We start from the raw sequence: 3,350 nt of genomic DNA on the forward strand, positions 1-3,350 counted from the left end.
GCCCAACTGGTCCGCCGCCAGCCCGGGCGATGCGGCCATCTCGCCAGCCCAGCGCCGGCCCGGGCAGCGGAGTGGGCGGCCTCGGCCATCCGGGCCAGTTGCGCCGGTGGGTTCGGTGCCGCCGCCGTACCGGTCGGGCAGGCTGAAGCAATCCCCGCCCGGCCAGCCCGTCGGAAGGGCTGTCGTTTCCGTCCAAGACGGCGGCCGTGGCCGCGTTCTAGCGTGGACCCGACCGCTCCCCCGAGCATGAGGAGACAGCACCATGCGTGACCTGGTCTACACCGGTTTCATGTCGCTGGACGGCGTCGTGGACTCGCCCGGCGGCGGGCCGGGCGAGGAGCATCGCAGCGGCGGCTGGGTGGTCAAGGACCTCGAGTTCGTCCCGGAGGCCTGGTCACTGAAGGGTGAGGAACTCGCCGACACGACGGCGCTGATGTTCGGCCGCCGCAGCTATCAGGCGTTCGCGCCGATCTGGCCCGGTTCCGAGGACCACGCCGCCTACAAGGACCTGCCCAAGTACGTCGTGTCGAGCACGCTGACCGACGACGCCCTGGTCGACGGGTGGGGTCCGACGACGATCCTGCGCTAGACCGAGGATGTCGCCGCGCTCAAGCGGGGCGAGGGCGGCGCGATCTTCATCCACGGGAGCGCGGAGCTGGCCCGGCGGCTGTCGGATGCCGGCCTGATCGACCGGTACCACCTGCTTGTCTTCCCCGTGCTGCTCGGTGGCGGGAAGAGCTTGTTCGGCCGGGCCGACCGGGACAAGCACATGCTCACGCTGCGGAAGTCGGAGAGCTACTCGAACGGGATCCTGAAGCTGGTCTACGACGTCAAGCGCTGATCCAGGTCGAGGGCGATCGCGCCGCCGTCGCCCTCGCGCAGCTGCCTCGCGGTGCGTCCGACGTAGCAGCGCAGGGCCCGGGCCAGGTGCGGCTCGTCGAAGTAGTCGAGCTTGGCGACGACCTCGGCGGCCGGGTCGCCGGCCGCCAGCAGCTCCGCCGCTGTGCGGGCCCGCTCGATCTGCCGGACCGCGCCCCGGGTCATTCCGGTCGCGGCACGGAACCGGCGTTCGACCGTACGCTCAGAGACGTCTGGGCGGTGACCCCGCAGCACGTCGGCGACGAGCGGGTCCCGGACCACGATCCCGGCCCGGACAAGACGCGCGACGAGGGCCTCCGCGTCATCGGGGCCGGGCGTCTCCCAGCGCGCACTGTCCAGCCGGAACGTCCGGCGCGTGGTGTCGGGAAGCTCGATACCGCCGTCGACCAGCGCCGGCGTGGGCACGGCCCGCAACGAGGTGCCCACGGCGAACTCGATGCCCATGAAGGTCGCACCCTCCGGCACGGGCGCCGTTCCGGTCCGCGTCTCCGGACCGGTGACGCCCGCATACGCCTGGCCGGCCTGCGTCCAGAACACCAGACCCCAGCGCACCCCGGCGACGGACGTCATCGCAGTGACCTGCTCACTCGCGCAGGTCCACACCGCGTCGACCCACAGCGAGTCGGACCGGCGCGTCTCGAACCGCAGTCCCACGGGCAAAAGATACGCGGAAGGCGGGCGACGAAGGATAGGCCCGGCGTAGGACCAGCGCAGCGGACAGCAGGCGCCGCTAATAGCCGGTGCTGTGGATGGCCAGCGCCGTGGAGGCGCGCGGGGTCAGATACCGGGCGCCGCCAATAGCGGTTGCGGCGAAGGCGGCGCGGAGGAGGGCAGGCCCGCAGGAGCGCAGGCTGAGGAGGGCGGGCGGGGTCAGCGGCTCCGGGCGGTGGCCAGGGTCAGGGCGCGGTGCAGCACCCGAGCATCACCCAGCATTCCCCGCAAGCGCCGCTCCAGACCCGCGATCGGCACGAGATTCTGCGGTGCGCGAGGGTCCTTGTAGGACGACGAGGCGAACCTCGGGAGAGTCGCGGACGACAGATCCGCCAGCTCGATCGCCTCGGCCGGGGTCAGGTCCGGCGAGCACTCGATCCGCACGATGCCCGACCACGGCGCACCCGAGGCACCCGGCAACCTGAGATACCAGGACCAGCCGCCCCAGACCGTGCCCATTTGGAAGACCGGTGTGCGCTGGGTCGGCCGCAGTGAGGTCACCACGGCGGTCAAGGCCGCGGGCAGATACTGCTTCTGCTGCGTCTTCACATAGCCGATCGTGCGGGGCAGCTGCCTCCTGTTGCGCAACGGGCCGTCCACCACCAGCAGGTCCGCGCCGTCCGAGCCGCCGTCGCGGGCCGCGCCTGAGATGTCGATCTCCAGGGCGGTCAGGGGCGCTTGGACCGCGGCCGGCAGCTTGCTTGCCTCGCCCGTGCCGCTGACCCGGTGCACCTCGTAGCGTACCGAGCCGGCTTGGAGGTCCTCCGCGCTCGGCGAGGCGGTGAACAGACCCCGGGCCACGCGTGCTCCGGCGAGCTCTGCGATGCCGTTGCGGAGGTCGCAGCGCACCACGCCGGCGGCGTACGAGGCAGCCAGGCCGGCGTACGACAGGCCGTCCTCCTCGGCTGTCCACAGGCCGGCATCGTTGCGGCGGACGCCGTCGACCAGGAACACCACGTCGGGGCAGCGGACCCGGGACGAGACGTCGATCGGGGCCCACTGGTCGGCGGGCACCTCGACGTCCGTGTCGACCTGCGCGCTGCTGGGTGACGCCGGGCCGTCCGACGAGTCACCCTCGAACGACGCCCCGTACGACGGATCCCAGGCGTCGACGAACATCCGCGTCACAGACCAACCCTTTCCACATGAGCCGTACGGGCGTCCTTGTGCACCTCGAACCGCACCGGTACGCGTTCCGCCAGCGCGTTGACGTGGGTGACCACCCCGACCATCCGATCCCCGCGGGCGGCCAGGTTTTCCAGGGTCGCCGCCACCACGTCCAGCGTCGCCGCGTCCAGGGTGCCGAAGCCCTCGTCGAGCACGATCGACTCCAGGCTCGCCGCTGTCGTCGACATGCCGGCAAGCTGCTCGGAGAGGGCGAGGGCCAGCGCGAGGGACGCCTGGAACGTCTCGCCACCGGACAGCGTGCGTACACCGCGCCGCAGGCCCGCGTCGTGGTGGTCGATGACGAAGAACTCACCCTTGTCGTGCATCAGGTCGTACTGTCCCCCGGTCAGCTCGCGCAGGATCCGCGACGCGCCGTCGACGAGCAGATCGAGCGCCTCCTCGAGCAGCCAGCGCTCGAAGTTGTTGGCCCGCAGGTGACCGGCCAGGGCCTTGGCCACCCGGCCGTCGCGCAGCAGGGTGGCTCGCTGCTCGGCGAGCTCCCGGGCCTGCTCGCGGCGGTCGACCAGCCGCTGCCACGCCGCCTCGGCCCGTTCGGCGGCCACCGCGGCGGCCCGGATGAGGTCGGCGTCGGC

At 71.9% G+C, this 3,350-nt stretch carries 3 protein-coding genes and 1 pseudogene; 1 reads left to right on the top strand and 3 read right to left on the bottom strand.

Going from position 1 to position 3,350, the window contains the following annotated elements; all coding sequences use genetic code 11:
• The first annotated feature begins 262 nt into the window (after positions 1–262).
• A pseudogene (locus AB0C29_RS39655) lies at positions 263–841 on the top strand (dihydrofolate reductase family protein).
• Here AB0C29_RS39655 and AB0C29_RS39660 read toward each other — a convergent pair.
• The 3 genes from AB0C29_RS39660 to AB0C29_RS39670 all read right to left on the bottom strand — a co-directional run.
• Positions 823–1,533: a helix-turn-helix domain-containing protein gene (locus tag AB0C29_RS39660; RefSeq protein ID WP_360831899.1), complete on the bottom strand. Its 711-nt coding sequence runs from the start codon at positions 1,531–1,533 to the stop codon at positions 823–825. The pseudogene AB0C29_RS39655 and the gene AB0C29_RS39660 sit on opposite strands and share 19 nt — an antisense overlap.
• A gap of 216 nt (positions 1,534–1,749) precedes the next feature.
• Positions 1,750–2,718: a hypothetical protein gene (locus AB0C29_RS39665; protein WP_360831902.1), complete on the bottom strand. Its 969-nt coding sequence runs from the start codon at positions 2,716–2,718 to the stop codon at positions 1,750–1,752.
• On the bottom strand, positions 2,715–3,350 hold a 636-nt coding region (locus AB0C29_RS39670; RefSeq protein WP_360831905.1), incomplete at its 5' end, for an SbcC/MukB-like Walker B domain-containing protein. The genes AB0C29_RS39665 and AB0C29_RS39670, both read right to left, overlap by 4 nt.

Origin of the sequence: Actinoplanes sp. NPDC048791 (assembly GCF_040650095.1) — a bacterium.
Lineage (GTDB): Bacteria > Actinomycetota > Actinomycetes > Mycobacteriales > Micromonosporaceae > Actinoplanes.